The 26,982-nt window shown below is 44.5% G+C and carries 20 protein-coding genes; 8 read left to right on the top strand and 12 right to left on the bottom strand.

Annotation, left to right across the window (positions count from 1 at the left end):
* Positions 1 to 97 precede the first annotated feature (97 nt).
* From FXV77_RS09675 to FXV77_RS09690, 4 genes are all read right to left on the bottom strand, one after another.
* Positions 98 to 1,468 carry a RagB/SusD family nutrient uptake outer membrane protein gene (locus tag FXV77_RS09675; RefSeq protein WP_148919030.1) on the bottom strand — a complete coding sequence of 457 codons (1,371 nt, stop codon included), beginning with the start codon at positions 1,466 to 1,468 and terminating at the stop codon, positions 98 to 100.
* Positions 1,469 to 1,478: 10 nt separating this feature from the next.
* Complete coding sequence (locus FXV77_RS09680) at positions 1,479 to 5,009, bottom strand: SusC/RagA family TonB-linked outer membrane protein (RefSeq protein ID WP_222867762.1); 3,531 nt, start codon at positions 5,007 to 5,009, stop codon at positions 1,479 to 1,481.
* 250 nt (positions 5,010 to 5,259) lie between these two features.
* Entirely contained in the window at positions 5,260 to 6,510 is a 1,251-nt protein-coding gene (locus FXV77_RS09685; protein WP_148919032.1) for a FecR family protein, read from the bottom strand.
* 94 nt (positions 6,511 to 6,604) lie between these two features.
* A complete protein-coding gene (locus tag FXV77_RS09690) occupies positions 6,605 to 7,204 on the bottom strand; it encodes an RNA polymerase sigma factor (protein ID WP_148919033.1) in 600 nt (199 codons plus the stop codon).
* A gap of 673 nt (positions 7,205 to 7,877) precedes the next feature.
* On the opposite strand from FXV77_RS09690, the gene FXV77_RS09695 reads away from it, so the two are divergent.
* From FXV77_RS09695 to FXV77_RS22095, 4 genes are read left to right on the top strand one after another with little or no spacing between them, the layout of a single operon-like run.
* Entirely contained in the window at positions 7,878 to 8,501 is a 624-nt protein-coding gene (locus tag FXV77_RS09695; protein ID WP_148919034.1) for a fibronectin type III domain-containing protein, read from the top strand.
* Between the two features lies 1 nt (position 8,502).
* Entirely contained in the window at positions 8,503 to 8,916 is a 414-nt protein-coding gene (locus FXV77_RS09700; protein WP_148919035.1) for a DUF5675 family protein, read from the top strand.
* A complete protein-coding gene (locus FXV77_RS09705) occupies positions 8,913 to 9,107 on the top strand; it encodes a hypothetical protein (protein WP_148919036.1) in 195 nt (64 codons plus the stop codon). The genes FXV77_RS09700 and FXV77_RS09705 overlap by 4 nt, the downstream gene beginning before the upstream one ends.
* Positions 9,097 to 9,267 carry a hypothetical protein gene (locus FXV77_RS22095; protein WP_187444083.1) on the top strand — a complete coding sequence of 57 codons (171 nt, stop codon included), beginning with the start codon at positions 9,097 to 9,099 and terminating at the stop codon, positions 9,265 to 9,267. Before FXV77_RS09705 ends, FXV77_RS22095 begins: the two co-directional genes overlap by 11 nt.
* A 144-nt stretch (positions 9,268 to 9,411) precedes the next feature.
* Here the strand turns inward: FXV77_RS22095 and FXV77_RS09710 are convergent, their stop codons facing one another.
* Together FXV77_RS09710 and FXV77_RS09715 are read right to left on the bottom strand one after the other, a co-directional pair.
* Positions 9,412 to 10,713 carry an ATP-binding protein gene (locus FXV77_RS09710; RefSeq protein ID WP_148919037.1) on the bottom strand — a complete coding sequence of 434 codons (1,302 nt, stop codon included), beginning with the start codon at positions 10,711 to 10,713 and terminating at the stop codon, positions 9,412 to 9,414.
* A 312-nt stretch (positions 10,714 to 11,025) separates the two neighbouring features.
* The gene (locus tag FXV77_RS09715) at positions 11,026 to 12,237 is read right to left on the bottom strand and encodes an ATP-binding protein (RefSeq protein ID WP_148919038.1); all 1,212 of its coding nucleotides are present in this window, start codon (positions 12,235 to 12,237) and stop codon (positions 11,026 to 11,028) included.
* A 231-nt stretch (positions 12,238 to 12,468) separates the two neighbouring features.
* Between FXV77_RS09715 and FXV77_RS09720 the strand changes: the two genes are divergently transcribed.
* The 3 genes from FXV77_RS09720 (at position 12,469) to FXV77_RS09730 (ending at position 18,360) form a co-directional block, all read left to right on the top strand.
* Positions 12,469 to 12,801, top strand: coding sequence for a hypothetical protein (locus tag FXV77_RS09720; RefSeq protein ID WP_148919039.1), 333 nt, complete (start codon positions 12,469 to 12,471; stop codon positions 12,799 to 12,801).
* An 82-nt stretch (positions 12,802 to 12,883) separates the two neighbouring features.
* A complete protein-coding gene (locus tag FXV77_RS09725) occupies positions 12,884 to 17,212 on the top strand; it encodes a CusA/CzcA family heavy metal efflux RND transporter (RefSeq protein WP_148919040.1) in 4,329 nt (1,442 codons plus the stop codon).
* Complete coding sequence (locus FXV77_RS09730) at positions 17,209 to 18,360, top strand: efflux RND transporter periplasmic adaptor subunit (protein WP_148919041.1); 1,152 nt, start codon at positions 17,209 to 17,211, stop codon at positions 18,358 to 18,360. The genes FXV77_RS09725 and FXV77_RS09730 overlap by 4 nt, the downstream gene beginning before the upstream one ends.
* Positions 18,361 to 18,437: 77 nt before the next feature.
* Here FXV77_RS09730 and FXV77_RS09735 read toward each other — a convergent pair whose 3' ends face one another.
* The 5 genes from FXV77_RS09735 to FXV77_RS22100 all read right to left on the bottom strand — a co-directional run bounded on the left by FXV77_RS09735 (position 18,438) and on the right by FXV77_RS22100 (position 24,881).
* Positions 18,438 to 19,814: an alanine racemase gene (locus FXV77_RS09735; RefSeq protein WP_187444084.1), complete on the bottom strand. Its 1,377-nt coding sequence runs from the start codon at positions 19,812 to 19,814 to the stop codon at positions 18,438 to 18,440.
* 10 nt (positions 19,815 to 19,824) lie between these two features.
* Complete coding sequence (locus FXV77_RS09740; protein ID WP_148919043.1) at positions 19,825 to 21,570, bottom strand: FAD/NAD(P)-binding protein; 1,746 nt, start codon at positions 21,568 to 21,570, stop codon at positions 19,825 to 19,827.
* The gene (gene sbnA, locus FXV77_RS09745) at positions 21,567 to 22,544 is read right to left on the bottom strand and encodes a 2,3-diaminopropionate biosynthesis protein SbnA (protein ID WP_148919044.1); all 978 of its coding nucleotides are present in this window, start codon (positions 22,542 to 22,544) and stop codon (positions 21,567 to 21,569) included. The genes FXV77_RS09740 and sbnA overlap by 4 nt, the downstream gene beginning before the upstream one ends.
* Before the next feature lie 279 nt (positions 22,545 to 22,823).
* On the bottom strand, positions 22,824 to 24,203 hold the full coding sequence (locus FXV77_RS09750; RefSeq protein ID WP_148919045.1) for a hypothetical protein: 1,380 nt from the start codon (positions 24,201 to 24,203) through the stop codon (positions 22,824 to 22,826).
* Between the two features lie 486 nt (positions 24,204 to 24,689).
* Entirely contained in the window at positions 24,690 to 24,881 is a 192-nt protein-coding gene (locus tag FXV77_RS22100; protein WP_187444085.1) for a hypothetical protein, read from the bottom strand.
* Positions 24,882 to 25,065: 184 nt separating this feature from the next.
* On the opposite strand from FXV77_RS22100, the gene FXV77_RS09755 reads away from it, so the two are divergent.
* Complete coding sequence (locus tag FXV77_RS09755; protein ID WP_148919046.1) at positions 25,066 to 25,752, top strand: hypothetical protein; 687 nt, start codon at positions 25,066 to 25,068, stop codon at positions 25,750 to 25,752.
* A gap of 88 nt (positions 25,753 to 25,840) precedes the next feature.
* Here FXV77_RS09755 and FXV77_RS09760 read toward each other — a convergent pair whose 3' ends face one another.
* A complete protein-coding gene (locus FXV77_RS09760) occupies positions 25,841 to 26,857 on the bottom strand; it encodes a hypothetical protein (protein ID WP_148919047.1) in 1,017 nt (338 codons plus the stop codon).
* Positions 26,858 to 26,982 lie beyond the last annotated feature (125 nt).

The following is a 26,982-nucleotide window of genomic DNA, read 5'->3' on the forward strand; positions in this document are numbered from 1 at the left end:
GAGACAGGCAGCTTATACGTTCGTAGGCTGCGTGGAGAACGAACGGCCGGTCAGCGTCTGGCCGTTCGCACCTAAGCTTCTGCTGTTTGCAGTGCTATTATCTCGGATTTTGTTTTATTTCAGGATTTAGCACAATGTATTTACTGGCTATAGGAAAAACATAACGGTTGCTGTTAGGCTCCAAGGTGTATGTCTCTCCCTTAAAAGTACGTGTCTTCGTGCCAATGAACCCTTCGTTAGCCAGTCGTTTCTGGTCAAACCAGCGCAGTCCTTTTGCCATGAGTTCCCGACGACGTTCCTCAAACACGTTGCTTAAAACGTCTTGCTGTATAGTGCCTTGCATGGGTGTGAAATCTGCCTCTAAAAAGCGGTGCCTGCGAAGTTCGTCAAGAATCGGAAGGGCTTCGGCGAAACGATTGGCATCGCGGGCGAGTACTTCTGCTTTTATCAGCATCATCTCCGGAACGGTCGGACCGTTGGTCACTTTACTGTTAAGATTCATGATACGGTGCTTCCAGTAGCCCGTCCCAACGAAACTATTCCATGCAAAGGCATCGCCGCTGGCCGTGAAAAGTTTCACACGTAGGTCGCTTTCGTCAAATAACGATAGCAGTTCCGGATTGAGCGCTAACGTCGGTAAGTTGTTGCTCAGTGTTTTGACAAAAATCTCTTCAGGATCCGAAAGTACGTAGGGATAGGTGTTCGGCGCGTCTACATAATCGCTGAGGTTCACTAGGCCGTTTTGATAGCTGAGCGCAGCTTCTGCAAATTGAATGGCTTCGGCATAATCGCGCATCTGTAGGTATACACGTGCAAGGATCGCGTTTGCTGCTGCCTTCGAGGCTAGGATATTAAAATTTGGCAAGGCGGGAAGGTCTGCTATTGAACTTGTTAAATCGTCGATGATCTGGGTATAAACGACCTCTACGGGTTGTCTGTCCAATCTGGCATACAGGTCGGGCTTGGTCAACAAGGGGACGCCCAGGTCGCTGGATGCGGTGCTGCCGTCGTACTGCTTTGCATAGATATTTACGAGATAGAAATAATTGAGTGCACGGTGTACTTTGGCTTGAGCCAGTATGCTTTTCTTTTGTTGCTCAGTACCGTTCTGGCTCTGCATCACTTCGTCTATGATCAGGTTGAACTTATAAATCTGATTGTACAATCGCGCCCAGTCCTGATCTTCGTTGTTGTCGCCAACAAGGTCTGCAGCCCACGTATAGGCGCCAGCATCGGCGTTGTAAAGACGATTGAGATAAACCTCGTCTTCACTTTTTATATCATCGCTTGCCAGTACGGGCAGGTAAAATGATGCTTCTACCTGTGTGCTGTTGTTGAGCATGTTCTGATAATCGTCTGTATATTTTAATTCGCGTTGCCCAACGAGATCAATTTCGACGTAGTCTCTACAACTACCGGCGAGTACTAGACAACAGAAAAGATTTATTATGATAGTGCTGTTTTTCATGATTTCCGATTTATAGTCCAAGACCTAAGGTGAATAAGAAATTTGGAGTTGGTCGCATGCTTTGGTACGAGCCGTCGAACATATATGTCGGATCGAGATCTCGATCGGTCTCTTTCCAGATGATCCCCAAGTTTGAGGCGGTAAGGCCTAAGGTAAGCGATTTGACGACCTTGTTCTGTTGAAGCATATGAGATGGAAAGCGGTAGCCTAGAGAAAGTTGCTGCAATCGAATATTGCTCGCGTCGATAACATTGATATCAGCAAATTGAAAACGGTCGATGCTATTGAAGTTCGTATGGATTACGCCCGGGATATTGGTCGTAGCCTCATCACCCGGCTCACGCCAACGGTCGACCATGGCCTTGCTGTTTGACAGGAAGCCACTGAAGCCGGCGGGGTTATTTGGATAGTTGCTCGTGTTTACCTCTCTCCAACGGACTTTATGACCAAGCATCATCGTGATCCTGGTGGTCAGGGTAAAATCTTTATAAGAAACTGTATTGGTCCAACCCCCAAAGTAAGGTGCTGTCAGCCGGCCCATATAGCGTAGATCTTCCGGCGTGAATTCGAACGTGGAGCCGTCGGCATCAACGATGTTTCCTTGCGCATCAGCAATCTGCGAACGACCCTTATTGTCCAGTCCTGCCCATTGATAGGCAAACATCTGATCGATAGGGAAACCTTCTACAGGGGTAGAATTGACAGACGGTGTATTGGATGTTCGTGGAAAACGCGTATCGGTAACCTCATTTGTCGAATAGGCTATGTTGATATCACTTCCCCACCTCCATGCTCCCCTCCGGATGATATCGCCAGACAGCTGTAGATCAACACCATTACTTTTCATATTGGACGTATTGAACGCCAGCGTTGTCCAGCCATAGGTAGCGTTGTAAGGCACCTGGGCGACGATGCCGTAGGAGTTTTTCCGATACACGTCTACTGTTGCTCTCAAGCGATGTGAAAATAAGGAAATATCTAAACCCGTATTGAACGTATTGGTCGTTTCCCATCCAAGCATCTGATTGGCTGGGATGGTGATATATCCATTGGGCAGTTGTGTGTACGAATCGTTGATACTGGCAGTGTAAACCGTGAACGATGTTCCTTGGGAAGGTACAGAGCCGCCGGTACCGAGGCTGGCGCGTAATGAAAGTTGATTTAACCATGTTTTGTCGCTCAGAAACGCCTCTTTTTGTAGATCCCATCGCAATCCGGTAGACCAGAACGGTTTTGCCCGCCTTGAACGTTCAATCCCGATGATGGTGGCGTCGTCGAAGCGGATACTTCCCGTAAGAAAGTATTTGTCCATCAGCGTATAGCCCCCATTGGCATAGTAACTCAGAAAGCGCTGTCTGTTGATGTTGGTATAACCATCTTGGATATTGAAGTTCATGTTCCTTCCTTCCACTGTCTGATAACTGCCTAGGGGATTGACCGGTGTCGACATGTAGGTGTCCTTATCAAAGCCAAATCGTGTCTGTGTATAGCCCATTTGGAATGTTTGCCGGATTTCCGTTCCCGCAAAAATGTCTAACTTGTGTAGCCCATCCCACGATTTTGAAGCGTCGAGTTGGAATCGAAGGGAATAATCATCTGATTTGCTATTGGAGGTGACGAATTTTCCGCCCATGGGGACGCCATACACTAACTTCCCGCTCTGCAATAAGGTACCTTCATTGATCAAATCACGCATGTAGTAACCCTCTTTGTCGCGTAGGCTCTCCATCTGGCGATTGCCGATCTGGTAAGATCCGGAAAGGGAAGCATTCAGCCAGCTTAACGCGCGGTACTTAAGGTTTGCGGTCAAACGGGTAAGGTTGGTGTTATAAAGATCGTCGTTGTAATTTAACTCGTCGATATGGTTATAGGACCAAGGTAAATAGCCGTTGCTTTCAAACATCTCTTGCATGGTATCTGGCGTGTAGCGGTAGTACCGGCTGATGCTGTTTCCGTTCGCATCGCGTAGCATCTGGTATGGTCGCAGGCCAAAAGCGCTTGGGCTGATAGCGGCTTGAGCAGCATTGTTTACCGTACTGTTTTGTATGGTATGGTTTAGGCCTATATCGACGTTTAGTTTATTATTAAAATAGGCGTTGTTGACATTGAAGGTAAACGCGGTGTTCTTCGCGTTATTTTCTCTAAATATAGGTCGATCGTTTGCATGTACGGCCGAGAAATAATACCGCGCCCCTTGCACAGCGCCATTGAGCGAAAGGTTGTACTGCTGTGTCAATGACGATTGTAATATATTTTTCTGGATTTGCTCCCGATTGTTTAATTGGCCTAGTTCATTGAGCAGGACGTCTCGTTCGCTGATACTGATTTCACCGCGCTCCGCCTGGAACATAATAGACAAGGCTTCGCTGATGTTGGCATAGCGCCACGCAGTTGATGGATCCGGATAAAAATTGTTATCGAACATTTCCCGTTCAAAATCGATGTATTCGGCAGCGTCCATCGTTTTTAGTTTATGCATACTTGGTGCCGAAGAAATACCGAGTGTACTGGTAAAGTTGACACTGTTGCGTCCTGCGCGCCCTTTTTTTGTTTCAATAACGATAACACCGTTCGCGGCTCTAGATCCCCAGATGGATGCGGCAGCGGCATCTTTTAAGACCGTTATACTGGCGATATCATCGGGATTGAAATTGTTCAGGATACTGGGACTGTGGTCGGTGGCTGTTAACCTGCCGCCATCTCCTGTCGGGTTGGTGCTCAGTTGCTGCTGCATGGCAGGAAAACCGTCGATAACGATTAATGGACTGCTCGTAGCATTGCTGAACGTATTTGGTGACCGTACAAGTAGACGATTTGATTTCATGTCGAATTGCACGCCCGAAATCTGCCCTTCTAATCGCTGCATTAAGCTGAGTGCAGGGCTTTCTTTGATCTTTTCTTCATCAATAACGACCATTGATCCCGTAGCTTTACTGGGATCAAGTTTCTGATAACCGGTATTGGCCTGCACGGTGATTTCTTCAATGGCCGAGGTATGCTGTTTAAGGATAAAGATCGGTCCCAGTTCCTGGGCCTCTGTAGCGCTAAGATCGATCTGACGGGTCTCGTATCCGAGATAACGTATCTCCAAGACGGCGTTTCTCGGTATATTGTCCAGGCGAAATACGCCTTTTTCATCGGTTCTGGTTTGGTTTGAAGTGCCCTTGAGCCGGACACTTGCGCCTGCTAAAGGAACTTTATTGGCGTCCGTAACAACTCCGGTAATGGTTCTGCGCTGTTGCTGACCGGTAACAATGATGGTGTTGTTTGTTACTTTATAGGTTAAAGGCTGACCCTGAAAACATAAGTCCAATAGCGTGTTGATATCCACGCCTTTAAGTTGCAGGGTTAGTGGCGTGAATGCCTTGATGTGGTCTGGCTGGATGACGTAATCTAAACCGCTTTGTTGGCGGATGTGTTGTAAAACATCTTCTAGAGATGCTTGGCGTACGTCTAGGCTTAATTTTGGTTGAGCATTTACGCCTAACGCCGTCTGCAGGAACATGACAAGAAAAAATAGACAGAATAACTGAAACCGCATGAGTAATCTATGTGTGTTTTTAAAAAAGCGGTTGGCCTCAACGGTTAGTTTCAAAGCCTTTTGCCTTTCATTAGCTAAAAAATATTGGTACATTTGATTGCTGATTTTTTGTCGTAACATATCCTGTATACGGAAATGGCACGTAATTCATAATTTGATACAAAACGAATGATCGCTTATCAGAAAGTCAGTCGCTAGGGGCGCGCCAACGCTCCTAGTTTTTTCTAATAAACAGTGTCTTTAAGTCTGTTTAGGGGATAACCATGAGCCTCCTTTCTTTTCCTTTTTGTTGGATGTCAAAAGTTAGTCCTGTCGTACTCTCTAAAATTTCAAGTACTTCTTTAAGTGTTTTATTGCGGGAGATGGTACTTATGTACCGCTGCTCATTGACCGGACCCAAATATTGGACCTCGACGTTATACCAACGCGTTATTTGATCTAACATCTCTGGCAGGGTATTGTCCTCAAAATAAAAATCCCCATTTTTCCAGGAGAGTTCCTTGCGGATGTCGACCTCTTCCAGACGGAGGTCCGATTCGTTGGACAGGCTTGCCCTTTGACCCGGCTTGATTAATAATGCGGTGGGACTGCTTGGTGTTAACAATGATATAGATCCAGTTTCGAGTACAAAACTTTTGCTCTTGTCGGCCGGATATGCCTTGATGTTAAATTTGGTACCCAGGACGTGTACCGCGGATTCTCCCGTGTGTACGACGAATTCCCGGGAGTGACGTTTACCTTGAACGTCAGAAACTTTTTTATTTACTTCAAAATAGGCTTCTCCTTCGAGATACAGGTCATTTTTGATGTCGTTAAAATGTACTGGAAAGGTAAGTTTACTTTCTGCATTCAGCGAGACACGTGAACCATCGGCCAAAATAACGTCATAAATGCGGCCTCTGGGTACGACGATCGTATTTGTCTGTACTTCATTTGTGCTATAGTCGGACGGGGCTCCTTGATAGGCTATTTGACCGCTTTTGCTGAAGTCAATAGTTAGATTTTTATCGATTTTTTTGTTGTTCGCATGCCGCTCATCCAGATTGACTTTCTCGCCGTTGGATAAGATAAGTATGGCACCACTCCGGGCGGGGGCAACATCGGTTTTTGCGTATCTAACAGAATGCGAGCGGGGAACGGCGAGCGTGTCGCTGCGGACGATCTCCGGCCGTTGCTGCGGTATGATATTTTTCTCTTGGGACGTGAAATAGTAAACAGAAATACCCAATAGCATTACAGAGGCGGCTATTGCCAGCCACGTCTTCCGTTGTTCTTTTGGTTTAGGGCGACGGTTGTCTTGGGTGTATTGCTGTAAACGGGCCTTCACTTCCTGTAGATCTTGTATCAACATATCTTCTTCTAGGTCGAAGGAAGGAGAAAGACGTTTTTGTTCGATATACCACGAATCAATGAGCGCCTTTTCCTCCGGGGTACAACGGCCCTCGACGTATCGTTGGAAGAGTGCTGCATCTATTTTGATATTTTTATTCGCGTCTCTCATATTGAAGTTTCATTTATATAAACAGGTAACTGTTGTGATAGTCCCATAAGAATTTACAATTTTTTAAAAAAAACTTAAAACTGAGTTTTTATAACTAGGGTCGTGCTTGGAATAGAACTAACAAAAATATCAGGTGAGGAAGCCTCGACTTTAAAAGTTTAAGCGCATTGGTGATCTGGTTTTTTACGGTTTTTTCGCTAATACCTAATTTTTCAGCAATTTCGCGATGCGTGAGATACGCTGTTCTGCTTAGTTCAAATATTTCCCGCATTTTAGGAGGGAGTTGCTGGATTTCAGATTGAATACAGGCCTGCAATTGTTTTTCACGTATGCGATAGTCGGTATCTGCCACATAAGTTTTGGCATACCCGGATAGGTTGTCGAGGTATCTGTCGATAACTTTGTTATGCGCCAAGCTATTGATGAACATATTTTTGAGCATTTGGTAGAGGTAGGCAGAAAGATTGATTTCGCTATGCAAGGTGTCTCTTATATCCCATATCTTCGTGAAGACGCGTTGAAGGAGATCTTTAGTATCCTCCCGATTTTGGATCAGTCCATAGGCATGTACATATAAGGCTCCACTGTAACGCTCGTACAGGACAGCAAAGGCCTTTTCGTCGTCTTGACGAATAAGATTGATGAGGACTTCATCAGCAAGTTTGTTGTAGTCGCTATTTTTTATCCCGTTCATTTGCTGATAAAACGAAAAATGGTTGGAATCGATTACGTTATTTTTATATAAGTGGCAGTAAATATAGTTCTTTATTGAAAATTTTGTGTATTTGTTACGATATTTTTACCGCCGCGCTACATTGGCTTCGTAATGGGGATGTTTGCGGAGTCATTGATAATAGTTTTGGCGCGTTTTATCTACTTTGGGAAAGATAGTTCTTTTCTTTCGGCGGAAATCGGTGTCGTTATGTACATATACATGTGGATGCACGCACGTGATATAACGGTTTTGTACCACGACATAGCCGGTATGTCTGGTGTATTATTGCTGTTTTCACTGGACATATGCGTTATGTACTATGCGTTGACGATGCCTGCAAGATACATGTGAGTTTTGTTGGATGACTTGTTGAACAACTACAGGTAGTGGTGTGCGCTGTCCCGTAATTGGACGCATTTGTTGCCGGACTTCTCGACGATGTGCCTTGCATTGTTCGTTTTGTACCGTGACACAGCCGTCAACTACAATGCGGTAGACGCTATGTATAGGTACAAAATGGGGCATTTTTCGGTTAAATTTTATCAAATCTTATCAATTTCTATCAAATCCTATCAAAAGTTCATTTGAGGCAGGGTTGCTTTTTACGTTTGTACTGTTCGATCTCGCGAGGAGAACATAAAAAGCATAAAAAATGGCTATAAAATTTAAAGCGCTTATCGGCTTTACACGAATGAAAGACGATGAGCTCATGGTAACCGGTGCAACGATTATCGGTGCCATGACAGACAATGTACATTTCGAGCAACCAACGCCTGAACTGGCAACGGTACAAGGACTGCTGGATGATTTCTCAGCGAAGCTAACGGCTGCAAGACGCCGCGGCTCACCGGAGGAGACAGCCCTCAAGAATGAAAGCCGCCTGCCGCTGGAGGCTGCGCTGCGCCAGCTGGCGTATTATGTAAATGGCGTGGCAGAGGGACACTTATCGACTTTGTTAAGTTCGGGCTTCCCGACCAATGGCGCTAACGGCTCCGTCCAGTCTCCGTTAAAGGTGGAAGGTGTAAAACTCAGCGACGGGAGGCAATCGGGGCAGGTGAGGGTGGATTTTGATAAACAGCGGAATGTGTTGATGTATGAGTATCAATACCGCCTGCAGGGCGAAAATGAGTGGAGTGAGCGCTTCGCGACGAGCTCATCGCGTGCCAACATTATTGCACCGCTGACGGCAGCTGAACGTTATGAAGTGCGGGTGCGCGCACTAAACACGCAGGGAACCGGGGATTGGAGTGATAACGCAACAATGGTGGTTAGATAAGATGGCATTGAAAAGCACCTTTGTTCTCCGACGGACTTACGGAGAACAGGGAACCAATGGAACGATTTATTTCGACGGTGAGAAAATCTGCCATACGATCGAGCTACCTTGGCGAAACAATCTGCAGCGCTTGAGTTGTATCCCCGAGGGATGCTATAAGCTGGAAAAGCGAAAGTATACCAAGCATGGGGAGCAGATCGGTATCCCTGCAGTTTTAGGTCGAGAAGCGATCTTGATCCACGCAGCCAACAATGCCCTGAAGCAATTGCTGGGCTGTATTGCACCTGTCAAGACGCTCACGGGCCAAGGCACGGGCGATGAGAGCCGTAAAGCTTTAGCGAAACTTAAAGCATTGGTCTACAGCTTGTGGGATCGGGGAGATGAAGTGTTTCTTTTAATCCGGGAAGGGCGATGAAAAAGATCATCCGAAAAATCAGCCAGGCAGTACAGGTGGTACTGCTGGCACCGATCAAGCTCCCCGCCAAGGCCATGAGCGTATTGAAATACATCGCCGTGGGTTTGGGCATCATCGAGCAGGTAATGGATGACGGGAAAGGCGACTCCGAAGCAGAAAGAAAGGAGGGAAGCGATGCGGATGATGAGTAATGTGCAATTTGGTACGCTTGGTGGTACCGCCTGTTCTATATGGAACAGTTTCGACTGGAGCAATCTCTTGCACACGGCCTTGGTTGCTGTGGTAGGCGCTGCGGTAAGCTACCTTACGAGTCGGCTTCTCGAAGGCAGAAGGCGAAGGCGACGACGGTAACTGGTAAATTGTTGGTTTAATGTTACTGTGAACTCCCGGGGTGTGAACCTCGGGAGTTTTTTTGTAGCCATTTTCTTCACCGATAAGAAAGGCGACAAGCTTTGCTACATGCTCCGGTTGTCCTAACGAGCGAGTAGGGTTTCGCTACTCGAATAGGTTGGGCGCTGTTGTTAGCGCATACAAGGGTATGTTAGTCATCCAGTCCTCTTCTCGATAATTGCTCATAGAGGTTCGTATAGCTGTGTCGGGCTTATACTTGTCGTAATAAACGCGAAGGCTTTTGGCCTGCAGGTTTTCTTCGGCTTTTACCTCTATCGGTATAATTTTGCCGTTTTTTTGAATTAAAAAGTCTATTTCGGCTCTCGAATTTTCCAAAGACCAATAGTAGATACTCATGTCTCCGCGGGCGGTTAATTCTTGCAATACGTATTGTTCTGTCAATGCGCCTTTAAATTCCTGGAATAACGCTTGGCCTTCTAGCAAAGTGCGCACATCTAAATCGGTCATAGCTCCTAATAGACCTACATCTACCAAAAATATTTTAAACGAATTGAAATCCTCATAAGCTTTAAGCGGTATACCAGGCTTAGTTACATTATGCACGCGGTGTACAAGACCACAGTCAATCAACCAAGCGATCGCGAGCTCGTAATCCTTGGCGCGTGCACCTTGCCGAATAATACCATATATAAATTTTTTATTCTCTTTTGCCAGCTGTGCTGGAATAGAGTTCCATAGCATGCGTATTCGTGGTACGATCGAACTAGGAGCATGTTTGGAGAAATCTTGCTCGTATGCGGCAAGAATTCTTTTTTGTATCTCGCGTACTTGCTGGAAGTTTTTGTTTTTAGCAAAAGCAGTTACCGCTTCAGGCATCCCGCCAACGTAATAATACTGTCGCAGAAGTTCCACATAGCGAGAAGAGAATCCAGCAATGAGTGTCCAATCGGGATTCTCCAACAGGGTTAAGAGCGCATGTTCTCCTAATGCTGCAGCAAACTCGGAAAATCGTAGTGGGTATAAATCTAAAAATTCAACCTTGCCTACCGGAAATGACGTATGGCGCGTCAATGCTACTCCCAACAGCGATCCGGCACAGATAATATCATATTGAGGAGCATTCTCGTAAAAATATTTCAATGAGGTAATTGCCTCGGGTGATTCCTGTATTTCATCAAAGATGATTAAGGTATCCGTATCGATAGGCATACCGGTCTCAATCTGAAGGCCTAACAAAATGCGGTCGATGTTGAAGTCTAGCTTAAACAAATCACGGATTATAGCATTACTCTCCATATTAACATAAGCTACGTTTTTATATTCTGTTTTACCAAAATGTTTCATTAACCATGTTTTGCCTACCTGGCGTGCACCCCGGATAATAAGTGGTTTATGCGATTTTCGCCCTTTCCACTCGAGTAGCTTTTCGTAAAGATCACGTCTCATGAAAACAAAAATACAAAAATATGTACGACTTTTTGTATGAATACTACATTTTTATGTACGACTTTTTGTTCGATAGCTACACTTTTATGTATGAGTTTTGAAATTCCTGCGTTAAGACGTCTGATCTTACTGGAAAGAGGGTAAAATGAATTGTATTGGATGATGAAATCTGGGTGAAAAAGCAGGTTGCAAAGGGACTTCCGGAGCATGTCGCCCGATTTACCCTAACCATGTTTCAAGCTTCTAGAACGGACAAATTAGATAACGGCAGTAGCCTACTGGCCATATTGCGGTATGTTAATGAGTGTGTTGTCAATCGGTGGTTAAATAAGAATGCGCGGGGATAACATGTATTATTTTTTCATTTTCGACAAAGCGGTCTGTCTGGGAAAATGTCACGATGGTGCCTTCCTCGAGACCGAAAAAATCCATGGCTTCCAGCAACCCGTTCATTTCTCTTTCAAGATTGTCCTGATTGAGCGTGTAACAAACTTGTATAGCTGCTTGGATATCAGTCTTGTCAAAGACGACGAAATCGCATTCTCGTTGTTCTGAGAAATAATAGATCTGCTGATATGACCGTCGTAGGTGTGTATAGACAAGGTTTTCTAAAAGTCTTTCATCATCTTTTGTGAAGGAAGAGGAGTTTACCTTGATGAGCCCGGTGTCAATAGCATATACCTTCTTTGGTTTAACTGCCTGTTTTCGGAGAGAATAATCAAACTTGGGAATCAATTGTATTAAATAGCTATCCTCAAGATAAGATAAGTATTCTGTAACGGTGCTGGTGGATCCGATATCAACTGTACTTTTAAGCCTATTGGCACTAACCGGCTTCCCCACATTGGAAATAAGGTATAGGGCCAGTTTTTGAAGTTTGTCTACGTCACGTATGTTGTGTCGTATGGCGATATCACGTAATAGAATGTCTTCTAGAACATAATGCAGAATATCTTCAATACCCTGTTTGATGTATTCGGGGAAACCACCTATTTCTAGGTAATCTGCCAAAGACTCCGGAGAAAGCTTTTTAGTAGTAAATTCAGCAAACTCTTCAAAAGAAAACGGAAAGAGTTCTTTTGTAATATGCCGTCCGGTGAGTTTCGTGCCAAGTTCTTTACTCAGTAAATTGGCATTTGATCCAGTAATAACAATCTGGAAAGATTCATCGAGTTTCTGTCGTACGTATCGTTCCCAGTCGGTTATAATTTGTATTTCATCAAATAGTAAAACACGGGTTCCTAGACGTGCAATGATCTTATCCAGACGTACAAAATCTTTCAGGTCAAACCCATATAACCTAGGATCTTCAAAGTTTAGATATAGTGCATCTTGATATCGCTCATCCAAAAGCTGATAAAGCAGGGTGCTTTTTCCACAACGTCGTACGCCGGATACGATTAGTGCAAAGTTAGCTAAATCTGGTAACGAAGAAAGAGCCTCTCTGCGTTGCCCTGTACCGCGATATGCCATGTTTGCTCGTTGAGCAGCGATGACTTGTTCTATTGTTTCTTCTATAACCATAGTGTCTACATGTTTGTGTCCATTACAAATGTGCAAAAGTTTCCATTAGTAATGGATAAAAGTTTCCATTACTAATGGATGCTTAACTTGAGCTAGTGGAAGATTACCTTAGTCGGAGATAATACCTCTTTGAAAAATATGACAAAACAATGATGTAAGAATAAATCTAAATAATCAAGGTGTGTTTACCTTTGCTTTGCAATGAGAAAGGCGGTCTCTATATTCTTTTTAATGAGTTATATCCTCTCAACGACTTCTTTCGTGGAAGTATTGAAGTTACCGATATTGGTGGATCATTACCTAGAGCACGATGATGGTTTCTTGGAATTTATGGTACACCATTATGGCGGTCACGAAAAGGATGCCGATTGGGATAGAGATATGCAATTACCATTTATGACGGGCTCTACGCTTATGATCTTCGCTTTTAATATCCCGGTATCGCATATGGCACCAAAGCCGGTATCATCACCTTTAGATCCGGATAGTCGCCGTATTATGGACGACTCCCATTTCTCCTCTAATTACCTAGCAGACGTATTCCAGCCACCGAAAAGCTGTTAATTGATTTTACAATAGTATGTCGCTACACGAAAATAAGCGTGTAGTATAATTTTCTATTCTAAATTTTTTAATAGCACAGTTTATGTTGAACAGCATAATTGAGTTTTCTGTTAAGAATAAACTCATCATTGCATTGTTCACGATAGGGTTGATACTCTTTGGTTTATACGAGCTACGTAAACTACCGATTGATGCACAACCTGACATCACGAACAATCAAGTACAGATTATTACCGTTGCGCCGTCTTACGGAGCGGTAGATATTGAACGGCTGGTTACTTTTCCGATTGAACAGGCAACCAGCAATATTAAAGGTGTAACCGAGACACGAAGCTTTTCGCGCTTTGGACTTTCTTTGGTTACCTTGGTTTTTGACGAGTCTACTGATGTCTATTGGGCTCGGCAGCAGGTCTCTGAAAAACTTCAGATGGTCAAAGAGGAAATTCCCGATGAAATCGGCATTCCCGAACTGGGACCGATTTCTACAGGTCTGGGGGAGATTTTCCAGTATATTGTCCGGGCAAAAGAGGGATACGAAAAGCAGTACGATGAGACGGAACTGCGGACAATACAAGATTGGGTTATTCGCCGGCAGCTCTTGGGTACGCCTGGCGTCGCGGAAGTCAGCAGTTTTGGTGGCAAACTCAAGCAATATCAAATTTCTGTTGATCCCAATAAGCTACTGTCCTTTCATATTAACATACAAGATATTTTCCAGGCGCTCGAAGAGAATAACCAGAATACGGGAGGAGCATATATAGAGCGCAATGAAACGGTTCTTTTTATCCGTAGTGAAGGCCTCTTGGGGGGAATTGAGGATATCGAAAAAATACCGATCAAGATATCCGACGAAAGAACGCCGATCTTGTTGCGGGACGTGGCAACCGTACAGATTGGACATGCTATCCGTTACGGGGCAATGACCTATAACGATCAGGGCGAGGTATCCGGTGCAATTGTGATGATGCTGAAAGGTGAAAATGCAAACGAGGTTATAAAAAGCATCAAAGAGAGGCTTCGGACGATCGAAGAAGATCTCCCAGAAGGAATCGTTATAGAACCTTTTCTTGATCGGGCAAAGATGGTCAATAACACAATCGGCACGGTGAAAACTAATCTTATCGAAGGTGCGTTGATTGTCGTCTTTATCCTGGTATTATTTCTTGGTAATTTTAGGGCGGGTTTTCTAGTTGCCTCTGTTATTCCTTTATCCATGCTATTTGCGGTCATCATGATGAACTTGTTTGGCGTGGGCGGGAATCTCATGAGCTTGGGCGCATTAGATTTTGGCCTGATTGTAGATGGTGCCGTGATTATTGTCGAGGCTGTCTTGCATCAGCTGGCGCACCGTGGCGTCACAGGTGGAAACCATGTGCTAAGCCAGCAGAAAATGAATAAGCAAGTTACGGGATCAGCCACTAAAATGGTTAATAGCGCAGTCTTTGGGCAAATAATCATCCTAATAGTTTATCTTCCCATATTCTCTCTACAGGGAATCGAGGGTAAGATGTTTGTGCCAATGGCGCAGACGGTCACGTTTGCTTTGATTGGTGCTTTTATTCTTTCATTGACTTATATTCCGATGATGAGTGCATTGGTGCTGAGTAAAAAGATCAACGACAAGCCCACTTGGTCTGACCGTATGATGCATCGTTTGGAACGACTACATCGTAGGATGTTGGTCAAGGCACTGCGTGCAAAAACCGTAATTTTAATTATCGTCGCTGCACTGTTTGTTTTTGCAGCCGTATTGTTGTCTCGTATGGGGGGCGAGTTTATCCCGTCACTGGAGGAAGGTGACTTCGCGGTGGAAATGCGTATTTTGCAAGGAAGCAATATCAGTAAAACCATCGAAGTAACGACAAAAGCTGCCAAAATACTGAAAGAGCAGTTTCCGGAGGTTGAAAAAATCGTAACTAAAATTGGGAGTGCGGAGATTCCTACGGAACCCATGCCGATGGATGCCGGCGATATGATTGTGGTTCTCAAGCCCAAGAAAGAATGGACGTCTGCCAAGACCTTTCCGGAACTATCTGAAAAAATGAGTCAGGCGTTAACGACCATCCCGGGATTGACTACCGGATTCCAATTCCCCGTGCAAATGCGTTTCAATGAGCTGATGACAGGTGCGCGGCAGGATGTTGTTTGCAAGATCTATGGTGAGGATCTGGATAGCCTTGCGGCCTATGCACAGCGTCTTGGAGGAATTATTCAATCGGTGCGGGGAGCGGAAGATTTATATATTGAGCCGGTTGTGGGTGCACCTCAGGTTATTATTGATTTCGACCGATCCGCGCTGGCACGGCATCATATTTCCGTTTCTGATGCAAATAGGGTAATCAATGCTGCTTTTGCCGGGCAACAGGCAGGGATGCTGTACGAGGGGGAGAGGCGTTTTGATCTGGTCGTTCGGCTGGCGGACGAAAAACGGCAAAGTATAGAACATATCCGGAATTTATTGATTCCAACACCGACAGGTATCCAGATTCCGTTGTACCAGCTGGCGGATGTGGATCTCAAAAGCAGCCCTAACCAGATTCAGCGCGAAGACACTAAAAGAAGAATCGTGGTTGGCTTCAATATTCGGGGGCGGGATGTACAATCAATCGTCGAGGAACTGGAACAGAAAGTAAATGCAGATATGCCGTTGCCGAAAGGATATAATATCAATTACGGCGGGGCTTTCGAAAACTTGAACCATGCGAAAAAACGACTTGGAATTGCTGTCCCGATCGCACTGAGTCTTATTTTCTTGTTGTTGTTCTTTGCGTTTAGATCTGTGAAGCAAAGTTTACTGATTTATACCGCTATCCCGTTGTCGGCCATTGGGGGTGTATATTTTCTTGTGTTACGTGGAATGCCATTCAGCATCAGTGCGGGTGTGGGATTTATAGCTTTATTTGGGGTGGCGGTGCTAAACGGTATTGTCTTGATCGCTGAATTTAATAGACTACGCAAACAGGGTATAACAAGTGTTGTACAGGTGGTGTTACGTGGCTCTAAAGTGCGGCTCAGGCCAGTATTGATGACGGCTTGTGTAGCCTCACTTGGCTTTTTGCCTATGGCACTCAGCACGGGTTCGGGGGCCGAGGTGCAACGTCCGCTGGCAACGGTCGTGATCGGTGGACTCATGTTAGCCACGTTTCTAACCTTGTTTGTACTACCCATTCTTTATTTAATAAGTGAACAGACTAAAAGCAAAAAAATGAATACCAAAATCGTGCAGATTATTGTTTTCGCTTTGTGTTGTTTCTCGGGGGGGAGTTTGTCGGCTCAGCAACCTATTACGCTGCAAGAAGCATTGGAAATCGCGAAACAAAATAACCTGGAGATAAAAAACCGACAATTGTTTAGTGCGTATAAAGCTAAACTGACCGAAACATCGTTGGATATACCGCAAATGGAAGCGTATGTAGAATACGGTAAATTGGAGGGTTTTGAAAACGATAATCGATTAGGATTGAATCAGCAGATTAGTTTCCCTACGGTTTATGCGAAAAAAAAGCAGGTGTTAAAAGAGGAATCGCAGACAGCGCAATTGGAGGAAGCCTTGACGGCTGTTCAGACGGCACGGGAAGTCCGTCATGTGTTTTATCAGATCCAGATTTTGTATGATCGTAAAGCGATCCTGCAACATATAGACAGCATCTATAGTGAATTTGTTGATAAAAATAAACTTAGGCTAGAGCTTGGTGAAGCTAATGTACTTGAAACGACAATCGCTGAAACACAGCGTGAGCAAATAGCGGTTCAGCGCCGACTGGTTGAAAGCGGCTTACGTAACGCGATAGTAGAGTTTCAATGGCTATTGCAGGGTAACCAAGAATATGTTCCATTGGATGTCGATTCTAAAGCGATATATCTCCTTAAAGACCGTAGCGACATGGTAGGAGCTCACCCCGAATTGCAATTACTGAAGCAATCGATACGGACAAGCGAGGCGGAAACAGCGTTGGCTTCTAGCCGGCTTCTTCCGGATTTGTCGTTAGGTTTTAGCAGCCAGTCATTCAAAGGGATCAATAACGACCGTTTTAATTCGGTACGGATTGGCGTGGGGCTTCCCATTTTTACACAGGGACAAAGAAAGGCAATCCGCGCGTCAAAAATTAAAGAGCGTGTCGAAATGCAGCAACTGGATAACAAAACGGCTGAAATGCGTAAAGAGCATCGAAAATTGATCATCGAATTGGAGCAGCAGCTGGCTGTAGTAACAAGTTATGAGCAAAACCAACTGCCGCAGGCTGCAAAAATACTACATACGGCGAAACAACAGTTTTTGGCTGGTGATATCAATTACTTGGAATGGGTAATCCTCACAAATCAAGCGATCGATATAGAAGTTAAGTATTTGGATGCCGTGTCTGAACAAAATAGAACCATTACTGAATTATTTTATTTGATAGAGCAATGAATAACAAAAAATATATAGTAGTCATCATCATGTGCATGATTTTGCTACAGCTTGCTGGGTGTGGAAATGTAGAAAGTAATGTAGAAGAGCGTAAAACGACGGATTCTACAGAAAATACCCTCAGACTGAATGCAGAACAACTGCGTATGTTGGAGCCTTCCTATACGTCGGCCACCTACCGGGATATGCCGAAAACGATGCGGTTTAACGGAAAAGTAGATATCTTGCCGGAATATATAACGTCGGTATCTCATCCCTTGGGGGGGCATGTCAAGGCCATTCGGGTTGTGCCGGGCCAGATTTTTCGCAAAGGTGAGGTATTGGCGGTACTGGAAGACTATAAGTACGTGCAACTACAGGAAGATTTCTTAATGGCCAAAGCCCAGCTGAAAACGGCGGAGCGAAATTATAGGCGTCAACAGGATTTAAATGTAAACAAGGCGAGTAGTGATCGGGTGTTTGAAAACGCGGAAGAGGAGTACAACAAGCTCCGTATTGCTATTCGCTCGTTGGAGCAAAAATTGATACTGGCTGACTTAGACCCTACATCGATAGCAGAAAATAATATAAGTCGTTCGACGACCATTACAGCGCCGTTTAACGGTATGGTAAGCCATATAAATGTCCAAAAAGGTCAATATGTGAACCCTTCGGATATCTTGTTCGAGCTGGTAAATGCACAGGGATTGATTATTCATATCAAGGTTTTTGAAAAGGACCTACCGAGTATACAGAACGGACAGGAACTGACGGTCTATACTAATTCGCATCCTGATCAACCCTTGAAAGCCAACATTATGACAATCAATCATTATATTCAGGAAGATGGTTCTGCAGATGTATATGCTAAATTTCAGGACTCGCCGTCTAGATTGGCATTAGGCATGTATCTCAATGCTATCGTTACAACGTATAAACACAAAACTATTGTCATACCGGAGACAAGTGTGGTATCTTATGAGGATAAAAGTTATGTGTTTGAAAGGCTTCCCCAGAATGTATTTCGCTTGGTGCCTTTGGAGGTCGTATCGACTTATGAGGGCTATGTGGAGCCTGGGAAATCGGAACTGTTGGCGGATATGGAGATAGTGGACCGCGGGAGTTATGATTTATTGATGGCTATGAAGAATAAAGGGGATACGGAATAGCGGACGAGATGCATAAAACTGAAAACACACATGCAATCCATATCCTAGTTTTCGTGGACAATCTGTTATCATCTCCGCTACACAAATATGTTTTTTGCAAGTTCGAACAGATGTGCTTCTGATTCGTAAAAATGCATCATATATCCGGCGGTATTCGGAAATAGAATCAAATCGCCGATTTCCGGATACGATTTGAGGTAGACTTTTCGTTTAAGGATCAATTCCTGTTCCAGACAATAGCTCCCGACGAGATAGGCGTAGCAAGGATCATCGGTCTTCTGGTTTAGTTGTTTCGGCAGATGGATAGGGTCTACCAAAAAATCGGCACTGGAACTCCGGAGCTGCGTGCGGTTCATTTCGAGGCCTACCAGCAGACGGCCTTCGCTATCTTTTTTACGGAAGACAACTTTGGCCACCGTACAACCCACTTGATCCAGCAGCGACCGGCCAGGCTCCATGCGGAATTCTAGGGCGCGTTCGGTAAACAATTGGCGGATCGGAACGTTGAAGATAGCAGAGCGCGTGGTTAGAATCTCTTCCAATAATTTCGCCTTGTGCAGTTTATTGAAATAGGGGTATACCGTGGGTTCACCATAGAGCTGATCGTTGATTTTGACCATACCGAGCGCGTCATTCTGATAGGTTAGTTCCGACCGTGTCCCGAGTACGGCTTCGCGTAGTGCCTTATGGAAGTCGAGCCATTCCTGTTCAGATTGTAGGTAATTCATCAAGATACCACCACCTATGTCGAGCGATTTCGTCTGGATTCCATAGGTCAATAGTTCGTCGATGACGCACACCGATTGTTCGATGGCTGCCACACGCTCCTTGACAGAATAACCGTTGAGATGGAAGTGTAAACCGGTGTATTCGAGATTGGGATATTTATCCGCTAAATCGCTGATACACGCGATTGCGCGATCGATGGGAAAGCCGAAGCGCGTGGGCAAACGCTTGCCCTCTACGAAAAAGCCACCCACGCGAATGTTTACCTCCATGGTTTTATCCTTTTTTTGTGCTACGTCTTGAGCCAGTTGCAGTTCATCCTCATTATCCAATACGACAGGGATGTCGTGCTGCAGGGCAAGTTCAAGAAGTTTCCGGTTTTTAACCGCTGCGGTAAGCACAAGTTGTTGGCTATCAATTCCGGCCTCGACGCATTGCTGAAGTTCACGGTAACTTGCTGTATCAACCCCTTGACCCGTCTGTACTACAGCTCGGGCTATTTCCAAGCATTTATTGGCTTTGCGTGCAAAGAATATTTTGTGAGTGATCTGGTATTTGTTTAGTACCTTTTCATACGCGTTGATGTTTTCTTTCAAGGGTGATAGGTGGTGTATGTTTATAGGCGATCCTTGCCGTTCGATCGCTTGAAACAAAGACGTGGGTTGTTCTATAATATCTTGCACCCAAGGATGTAGGATGGGTGTTAGTGATAAAAATGTGTTATCCATAAAGTTCTTTTTACATTTGACGAAGTGTCTCTTGTACCCAATAACAGGCGGTATCATTTTTTGTTCGCGATAAGGTGTCGTTATCGAAAAAGACACCTTCGGTATTCGATCCGTAACAGTAAACAGGTAGACCTCCTATCGTGGTGCATTTCCCGCATTTATCGATGGACATGCTGCCCGGGATGTAATCTTCATTCTCGTGTGCGCGTATAGACCCTTGCAGTAGCAGGTTGTCATATAGTGCGGCATTTCTTTTTTGGAGGGCGGGGCGAGCGATGCGCGCGTCAATCAGGCTGTGTATCTGGATTACTTTTCCGCTCACATCATAAACGGAAAACGTTTGCTGATCGGCCTGCCAGCTAATCGTGGGGTTGGGCAATGCCCCGAACCGGATGATGCCGGCTTTAGCCAGAGCACATATTTTTTCCATGTTTGCTATCGGTGGACCGTAACTCACCCGGTTGAAGGCGCCAAAATAGTATTGATCCAACTGCTGCTGGGATGCACCGGTGAAGCCTACGGTCTTGTATAACGCAGCGATATGCGTACATATTTCCCCCCAAACGGCTGCGGCTGCCATCAGCGGACTTTTTTCTTCTCCTTTACGGGCCTCATCAATATTCATCTGGATATACTGGATGATTTTTTCTTCGCTGTTTAAGGCGGGTCGTAACAAATCGTTTAGCATAAAACGCTCGGACACGGGTATTTGTGTTATCTTATTTCGTGTCATCTCCAGATCTGTAATGTTAAACATTACCGCGTAATAAGCAAGTTGTACTTCCTCTTCGATCAAAGGCAGTACTTCCGTAACGAAATCAATTTTTGCTGACCGACGCATCCATTTCTTAAACTGTGATTCTGTCAAGATATACAAGGTGCGTTGCATCTGGTATTGCGGACCACGGCATAGTATAGGAAGTGATGTCCTGGAAAAGGGATAAATTGTAGGCTCTTTTCCGGAGCGATGATAGGTGCCCTGTTGAAAGGAGCCGCCACGGCCTTCGGTAAGGGCCAGAGCAATATCGATGAAGGTTAACCCTATGCCGATAATACCAACGTGCGCTTGCGGCGGAATATTCTCAAACTGCGAGACGGGGTAGGGTGTGCGTATATATTGCGCTGCCGGTATTCGCGGGTGATCGATTAAGGAACTGTTTTGGTAACAATGACCTGTGGTCAGCAGTAGGCTGTCGACGTCCCAATGCCCGGTATTGGTTTCTATTGTTGCCTTCGAGTCCCGATCGGTTATCGCGATAACCGGCTGCGAGATAAGCTCTATTTGTACATGCAATGGAAGGTTACGAATTGTTTGGGTAGCGACCCACTGTAGATAGTGGCCTACTAAGGCCCGTGAGGCAAAGTCGGTCGGCTCGACAGCTGTGTCGACAATCTTCACAGCAGTCAGCCAATCTACAAAGCTTTTTTGGTTTTCCAGGTCTCGATATGCCGGATGGAAGGCATGCACATGCCCTATGCAATAGTTGATCAACAGATAATTAGGTTGATGTATGTCGTAATTTGGGCCGCAAGCAAATAGCTCATCTCGATTAAACCACAAAACTTGATAGTGTTTTGTGGTTGGATTGAGGTGTATTTGATTAACAAAATGATTCAGGGCATACATTCCTTTCGGGCCGCCTCCCACGATGGCAATCGTATTGCTTTCGGTCGATGGAGAAGAGTTCTTCCTAAACGCTTGGGTAAAGGAATACAGGTCGTTCTGTGGTGTAATGTGTTCAGTTTTCCAGATCATGCCATTACTTTTTCAAAAGTTTGCTGGATCCATAACTCATTGTAGATGGTATCAAGATAACGTTCTCCGCTGTCAGGAAAAAGTAATGCTACCGACGCGTTTGTCGGGATATAGTTTTTTAATTTATGTAGTGCAGCGATGAGAGCACCGGAAGAACCACCGATTAACATGCCTTCGCGTTCCCGCATGATTTGACATCCCTGAACTGCTTCATAGTCGGAGACAAGTGTGTAATGGTCAATCTGATGTTTTTGCAGAAAGGCAGATGGGTGGCTAGCGCCCATTCCCGGGATGTGTCTTGCTTTCGCATTGTTTTCAAAAAGGATGCTTCCTTCCGCATCCACCGCAATCAGCCGCGTTGACGAAGCCGTCTTCTCGATGGCGTCAGCAATGCCACGGATCGTTCCACACGTACTAGTCGCAACCAGCATGTAGTCGGGTGCCGTGCCAAGCTGGTCGAGAATTTCACGAAATATTTGCTCGTGTGCGATATGCACGTTGGGATTCCCGTATTGGTTTGTCCAATAGCTATCGGGCACCGTGTCTAGAAGTTCCTGTACCTTTTTTAAGCGATTGCCGAGGTAACCTTGGTTTTTATCCTTTTCATTTACCTCGACCAAGTTTGCTCCATAACTGCGTAGTAATTTTCTGGCGTGCTGATTAATGTAAGGGTCGACAACAATATAGGAATCTAAATGCAGCAATTTGCATAGTCGGGCCAAAGCAATACCCATATTTCCAGAGGAAGACTCAACAATGGTGGTCCCCGCATTTATCTCGCCCTTCCGGATCGCCTCGATCAGGATGTTGGTGGCCGATCGATCTTTGACACTGCCGCTTGGATTTCCCATTTCCATCTTTGCATAGATTTGGATGTCTAGGGTGGAGGATAAGGATTCCAGTTTGAGCAATGGTGTATTTCCGATTCCCCGCTCTAGGGTAGCCGTGATATTTTCCTTGTTTAATAACCTCATAATCTGAATTCCGTAAGTTTATTGACTTCTGTTCTTACGCCAGCTCCAAAAAAAATGCCGTAAAGTAGGAGGGGCATGTTTATGGGTACTATATGCAAAAAATACGCGGTTTATACGCAGTATTCACCGCGTATTTGAATCTGTTTAAGTCACCTGATAACTTAAGGGACGTTCAGCTAACATCATATTGCCGAATGATCAAATGCTGCAATGGGCAGCGGCTGGATTTCTGTTGCGCTGTTCCGGGAAGTCGTCGTAAGATACGGAAGTTCCCACCAGCTAACATCGACGATGCTGTTTCAGCTGCTTGTCCATAAGGCTAGCAAAAGGGTTTTTCCCTTCCTTAATGTACGCCAGAAATTGATCGACGGAAAAAGTATCTTGTTCCGTCCAAAAATCAGGAGCGAACAGTTTCTGGGAATCTTCAAAATATTCCCATATCCATTGCCAATCTTTATTTGGATGCGCGCCCACTGCTATATCATAACGGGAAGCATGATCGCTTACTTGCATATGCACAAAATCCCCTTCTGCGCTGCCAGGCATGCTGTGGTCATCTATCAGAATATAAGGCGTATGTAGCTTTCCATAGATATCCAATTGACCGTCGTTATACTGCCCATATATGCCCTGGAGGATATGGGCATCGCCTTTAATTATTTGTTGTCCGTTGTAGGAATAAAAATAGTCACACTGGAGGTTGCCTCGTACGTACAGATGTAAATAGTTCTCATCAAGTATATCTCCGTTAACTAGCAGATCCCCGTCGACAATAATGCCATATATATTTTTGGGGGCTTCAAGCTCAGCGGCTTGCCGAAATACCCATTCCATGGTTAACGGGCCTTGCACGTGCAGGTCGCCAAGAAAAAGAAGATAAGCTGAATCCGCTGGCAGATAGTCGGGAAGACCATATTTTTCCGTCGCATCGACTCTGCCGATGACATTCTTGGTAGGTGCTTTTTCGGAAAAGTTTTCTCTACTTGCTTGCGCCTCCGCCAAGCCTTCTCGGATCTTATGGGAGATAGCTTCTGCTTTCTGTAAAAACTGCCTTTCTTCGTCACTGAAAACGATATGTTGACGACGCTCAAATTCTTTTTTCCACTGTCGGTAATTGTCATCTGCAAGGATGTCGTCAAAGTGGTTTACATAAGGATCATTAATTAGGCAGGAGCGCGTGATTTGATAGGCTTCCTCTTTACGGTCAAGTTTGAGCAATAATCGGACTTTTGTATCCAGTAGATAGCTGTGTTCGGGAGCATCGACATAGTTTTCGCCTAACGACAACAGTTCAAGGGCCTCTTGGAGATCTTGCCGGTTGTCGGTTGTCAAACAGGTATGCCAAGCTATACTGTTGGTGGCATATCGGATGACCTCCTCTTGAAACTGTCCTTGCTCGCTGAAATGCATGATCGCTCCGCTTTGGATAGCGGAATCTAAGATTTCAAGACATTTTCTGGCGTACGCGGCTGCTTGTTCAGTATTTTCGTCGGCATGCATGCGCATGAGTTCGTAATGGGCATATAGATGCTCAAAGTTGTCGTCTTCTGATCTACAAGCCTGAATAGCTTGTTGGTAAAGCTGTTTGGCCGATGCTTTCTGTTGATCATCTCCAAATTGGAGATCCAATGCTTTTTCAATGTATTCTCTAGGATTCATATAACTTTCTCTCCTAAAATTTCCGGAAGCCTTCGTTCTTTTTTTTAATATGTTTGTCCAGCAGTTGGAAATGCTGAAGTGCTTTTTTGAATTTAGCAAGCTCGGATACGGTAAGCTCATAAATGTCTGACGAAAATCAGATGCTTTATATCATCAAAATGAACTTTTTTCATAAGCCTTTTATCATCGTGTGTCCCTTACAAATATATAGGATCGATCCAATTTTCGTTATCCCCAAAAACCGGTATTTTACAGCTAAATCACGGAAGTGAAGCCTCTATCATCGCGATATTCGGCTCAGAACTCTTTCCGCATAACATCATGGATAACATACAGGTACACGAATAAGATCGACGCCTCCACTGTACATATTGAAAACCGCACGAGACTCCCAAACGATATTTTTGCAACCATTTCCATTTCCAGTGGATTCACCGCTGCTTTCACTGGCTAATTCCAGCCGTGTAGCCAAAATTGACCCGGCTGTTATTTCGAGCCCTCGAGGTACAAAGTCGACTTTGTCTTCCCTACGTAAGCTTTGCCATTCATTTTGCTGTTGAACCCATTTTCTGAGGAAAGATCATCCGAAGTGCCTTTTGAGCAGGCGGCAATAAGCATGAATCCATAACATCCTATCATCGCGCAAGCTATTCGTTTTGTCCAATTTTTCTTTATCATGTTAACCTCCTATATCAACAAATTTAAAGTTCCGTAAAAAAGATGGCGTGAGCAATCCACGAAAACAGGGGTTTTAAGGATAACATTTACGGTGTCGAACATATCCAAAATGATTGCGTAACAATTCAATTAGATTGGTATAAATATTGGGGTATACATATCGGATTCATTAAAAGAAATACAAATGGAAAAGACTTTTTTACTCGCTTTGTTTTCTATTATCTTATCTACTACGCTATATGCACAAGCAAATAATACCGAATGCGGATGCCCTGTAAATCAATTCACGGACGTAAATGCAGAAGCTGTGTTCAGTTTTTCCAACGATCGAGCGATAGCGGTATGTGGATATAAAAATACAGATGACACTCATCCCACTTATTCGGAATTTGTACTTGCGGTGTGCGGGGAAAATAAGGTTATTGATTTCTGGGATGCCACTACCGTATGTCGTTTAACGTCCCACCACGACACGCTGTTTGTACAGGAGATTTATCCATTGCCCATAGCGGATAATTTTGAATTTGAAGAAACGGTTTGGACAACAGAAAAGATTTATTTTACGGATAATAAAGTTAACCGTAAAAAGTCGGTTAACAGCGGTATAAGAAAATATAGCGCAGCGGAAATTAAAGAAGTTCTTGAAACTTATAGAAGTGCGGGTTCTGGTTTTGATGAAAGTAAGATGAAAATTGCCAACCAGTTATTTGTTGCAGCCCTATCTGGCAGCAAACAGGCATGGAGGAGCTTTACAGAGTTCAAAGATAGATTCGATGTTCCTGATGGCGCATATTCGCAGGAATATCGGGTTCTTAAGGAAATGTTAGCGCAATGGGAGGCACAAGAGGGTCATACCCAAATTGTTTCTTGAAGGCAAACGAAAAATGCGATAGATTTATAAAACCTGTTTCGTAACAAACATCGATGGGTTTCTTCTCAGCTCTGGCATCATAGTGAAGCTACTTGTTCTTAACGAGGTATTCGTAGCTGTTATCGTACTGCAAGATTTGGCCATAAGCATCTTTCATTAAGTAATAATATAGCGGATAATCGTATTGGGTATCTTTATCATCCCATTCTTGATGGAATTTATCTATCAACGTTAGAATATCTTCTTTACCCTCGGCTTTTGCTACCAAGCTTTCCTTCTTACCTCCGCGATAGTACAGCAGCATCTTACTGGCTGATATAGTTTCTTCATCAGTCTTGTCTAAGCTTTCACGTCCGATCAATTTGCGAAATGCCGAATTGATACTGCCTCGTACCGAGTCGCTTTCTACCATGATGACATACTTTTTACCGTATGCTACGGATGAAACCATATAGAGGGATTTATTCATGTCCGTCATCGCTTTGCGATCGTCATCACTCATCTTATAGGACATATCTGCGAAATCGATACTCATGTGGGTAGCTATCTCGCCGTTAAAAGAAGAGGAATAGGGTTTGCGGATTACGGTAGAATCGTTGACGGTGGCTAGTTCCAGGAACTTCTGGCGATCCACATTGTCGGGTAATAGACCTTTTATCAGTGCATAGTCGTCAAAGCTGCTCCCAGATCCTGCTGACGCCTGCGATCCTATAGCGGGTTTCGTCGTAACGACATAATCCCGCATCGCTTGGAAACTGGGGATGGTGGTTGTCTGCGGTATGTTTACGTTATCAAAGAAAAGGACGCATTCAAAAAGCGAGAATGGGAATTCTTGTTTTTCTATTATTACTTTATCTGTTGTATCCTGCAAATGCCACAGGCTGCCGAGGTATAAGTCTTGCTTAATATCACTTGCTGTATAATGTTGATTAACGGGGTTTCTCCATGTCTTTGTCGTGTAGGATTCTTTAGGGGATTCATCGTCATCGTCATTGTTTTCTTCTTTTCCTGGTTCTTCTTTCTCGGTTGGAGAGGGGGTGATCGGAGATTTGCTACATGCGGTAAAGCATAATGTGATGGCGAATGCGTAATATATGAACTTCATAATGGAGTGTTTTTTGAACTGCACGCCAAATATAATTTTTTTCAAGTATAAATGAAATTAAATGCGAACAACAGTCGAAGCTGGGATCAGTTACACGACCAGCCGCTTGTTGGAAGGTAGGCGGC

Source organism: Sphingobacterium phlebotomi (assembly GCF_008180195.1).
GTDB classification, from domain to species: Bacteria; Bacteroidota; Bacteroidia; order Sphingobacteriales; family Sphingobacteriaceae; genus Sphingobacterium; species Sphingobacterium phlebotomi.

Bases quoted from the DNA above. Each gene is read 5' to 3' on its own strand.
- FXV77_RS09675 (WP_148919030.1), bottom strand. From the start codon at position 1,468: ATGAAAAACAGCACTATCATAATAAATCTTTTCTGTTGTCTAGTACTC.
- FXV77_RS09680 (WP_222867762.1), bottom strand. From the start codon at position 5,009: ATGCGGTTTCAGTTATTCTGTCTATTTTTTCTTGTCATGTTCCTGCAG.
- FXV77_RS09685 (WP_148919032.1), bottom strand. From the start codon at position 6,510: ATGAGAGACGCGAATAAAAATATCAAAATAGATGCAGCACTCTTCCAA.
- FXV77_RS09690 (WP_148919033.1), bottom strand. From the start codon at position 7,204: ATGAACGGGATAAAAAATAGCGACTACAACAAACTTGCTGATGAAGTC.
- FXV77_RS09695 (WP_148919034.1), top strand. From the start codon at position 7,878: ATGGCTATAAAATTTAAAGCGCTTATCGGCTTTACACGAATGAAAGAC.
- FXV77_RS09700 (WP_148919035.1), top strand. From the start codon at position 8,503: ATGGCATTGAAAAGCACCTTTGTTCTCCGACGGACTTACGGAGAACAG.
- FXV77_RS09705 (WP_148919036.1), top strand. From the start codon at position 8,913: ATGAAAAAGATCATCCGAAAAATCAGCCAGGCAGTACAGGTGGTACTG.
- FXV77_RS22095 (WP_187444083.1), top strand. From the start codon at position 9,097: ATGATGAGTAATGTGCAATTTGGTACGCTTGGTGGTACCGCCTGTTCT.
- FXV77_RS09710 (WP_148919037.1), bottom strand. From the start codon at position 10,713: ATGAGACGTGATCTTTACGAAAAGCTACTCGAGTGGAAAGGGCGAAAA.
- FXV77_RS09715 (WP_148919038.1), bottom strand. From the start codon at position 12,237: ATGGTTATAGAAGAAACAATAGAACAAGTCATCGCTGCTCAACGAGCA.
- FXV77_RS09720 (WP_148919039.1), top strand. From the start codon at position 12,469: ATGAGTTATATCCTCTCAACGACTTCTTTCGTGGAAGTATTGAAGTTA.
- FXV77_RS09725 (WP_148919040.1), top strand. From the start codon at position 12,884: ATGTTGAACAGCATAATTGAGTTTTCTGTTAAGAATAAACTCATCATT.
- FXV77_RS09730 (WP_148919041.1), top strand. From the start codon at position 17,209: ATGAATAACAAAAAATATATAGTAGTCATCATCATGTGCATGATTTTG.
- FXV77_RS09735 (WP_187444084.1), bottom strand. From the start codon at position 19,814: ATGGATAACACATTTTTATCACTAACACCCATCCTACATCCTTGGGTG.
- FXV77_RS09740 (WP_148919043.1), bottom strand. From the start codon at position 21,570: ATGATCTGGAAAACTGAACACATTACACCACAGAACGACCTGTATTCC.
- sbnA (WP_148919044.1), bottom strand. From the start codon at position 22,544: ATGAGGTTATTAAACAAGGAAAATATCACGGCTACCCTAGAGCGGGGA.
- FXV77_RS09750 (WP_148919045.1), bottom strand. From the start codon at position 24,203: ATGAATCCTAGAGAATACATTGAAAAAGCATTGGATCTCCAATTTGGA.
- FXV77_RS22100 (WP_187444085.1), bottom strand. From the start codon at position 24,881: ATGATAAAGAAAAATTGGACAAAACGAATAGCTTGCGCGATGATAGGA.
- FXV77_RS09755 (WP_148919046.1), top strand. From the start codon at position 25,066: ATGGAAAAGACTTTTTTACTCGCTTTGTTTTCTATTATCTTATCTACT.
- FXV77_RS09760 (WP_148919047.1), bottom strand. From the start codon at position 26,857: ATGAAGTTCATATATTACGCATTCGCCATCACATTATGCTTTACCGCA.